The sequence below is a fragment of the Streptomyces scabichelini genome (genome assembly GCF_011045015.1).
GTDB lineage: Bacteria > Actinomycetota > Actinomycetes > Streptomycetales > Streptomycetaceae > Streptomyces > Streptomyces scabichelini.
Genome location: NZ_JAAKZY010000456.1, coordinates 1 through 1,597 on the forward strand (window position 1 = coordinate 1; position 1,597 = coordinate 1,597).

A 1,597-nucleotide genomic window follows, 5' to 3' on the forward strand; every position below is an offset into this window, starting at 1 on the left:
CCGCCCACCCCCTCCTGGAGAAGCTCGGCGCCCTGCCCGCCACGCCGCGCGCCGTCCTCACCACACCCCAGGTACGCGCCGCCGTCGCCGCCTCCCTCGAGGACGACAGCTGGGACGAGGACGCCCCGGACGCCGAGGAGCTGGCCGACACCGTCCTCGCCCTCGTCCGTGACGCGAACCTCGAACCCGGTGACGAACCCTGGCTCGGCGCCCTCGCTCTCCCGGACGAGGACGGCGAACTCTCCCCGGCCGGCGAACTGGTCCTGCCCGGCAGCCCCTTCGCCCAGGTCATGCGGGAGGACGAACTGGCCGCCGTCGACGGGGAGTTGGCCGAGCGATGGGGCGAGCAGCCGCTGGCCGCCTGCGGCGTGCTGGCGAACTTCACCCTCGTACGCGCCACGGATGTCGTCCTGGACCCGGACGAGGTGGAGCCCCGCGAGGGCGACTACGCCGAACCTGACGACGTCGGCGTCCTCGACGCCGTCGACGTGTGGTGCGAGGACGCACTCGACCGGCTGCCCGACACACCCGTGCCTCCGGTCGCCACGGAGATCGTCGCCGTACGGGATCTCGACCTGGTCGACGACGACCGCTGGCCGCAGGCCCTGACCCTGCTCTCGCGCCCGCCGCTGCGCGACGCTCTCACCCAGCCGGTCCGGGTCCTCCTGCCGGACGGCACGCACGAGATCGTCCGCTCGTACACCGCATGGTGGCTGCGCGGGCACCCGGTCCTGGACGGCCGCCGCCCGGCCGGCCTGCGCGCCGCGGGCGGCGACCCCCTCCTGCACGGCCTGTACGACGCCGCCGACGCGACGGGCTTCGAGGACGAGCAGGTACTTCGGGCCCTCGGCGTACGGACGTCCGTCGCCGCCCTCCTCGACGAACCCGGCGGCGCGGCCGAACTCCTCGACCGCCTCGCCGACCCCGACCGCGAGGTCTCGGCGCCCCAACTGCACGCGCTCTACAGCGCGTTGGCCGACCTCGACCCGGAGCAGGTGACCCTGCCGGACGAGCTGCGAGCCGTCGTCGACGGTCAGGTGACGGTGGTGGACGCGGCCGACGCCGTGGTCGTGGACTCCCCGGACCTGCTGCCGTTCACGGCCGGGGTCCCGCTGCTCCCCGTACGCCCGTCACGCGCCGCCGACCTGGCAGAACTCTTCCAGGTCCGCCGCCTCAGCGAGTCGGTGACGGGTGAGGTCACCAGCGAGGGCACCGAACACGAGGTCCCGGACTCCGTCCGCGTCCTCCTCGGCCCGACGACCCCGCGGACCTACATCGAACACGAGGAACTCTTCGTGGACGGCACCGAACTCGACTGGCGCCGCACCCGCGACGGCGTCCTGCACGCCGCCACCGTCGAGGGCGTAGCCGCAGGCCTGGCCTGGGCAACAGGCCAATGGCCCCGCCGCTTCGAGGTAGCGGCACTACTGGAGGACCCGTCGAGAACGGAGGAGCTGGCAAGGGACCGCTGGTTCGACTGACCAAACTCCGCTCAGGGGGGGCGCCCCGATAGGGGCGCGGGGAACTGCGCGCCCAGCCACAACGGCCCCGCACCGGAGGTACAACCTCTCAAGGGGGGCCTGGGGGCGCAGCCCCC

At 73.8% G+C, this 1,597-nt stretch carries 1 pseudogene; it reads left to right on the forward strand.

The features are described 5' to 3' along the window. Window positions 1-1,481, forward strand: a pseudogene (locus G5C60_RS50620) (sacsin N-terminal ATP-binding-like domain-containing protein); the annotation flags it as partial. Window positions 1,482-1,597 lie beyond the last annotated feature (116 nt).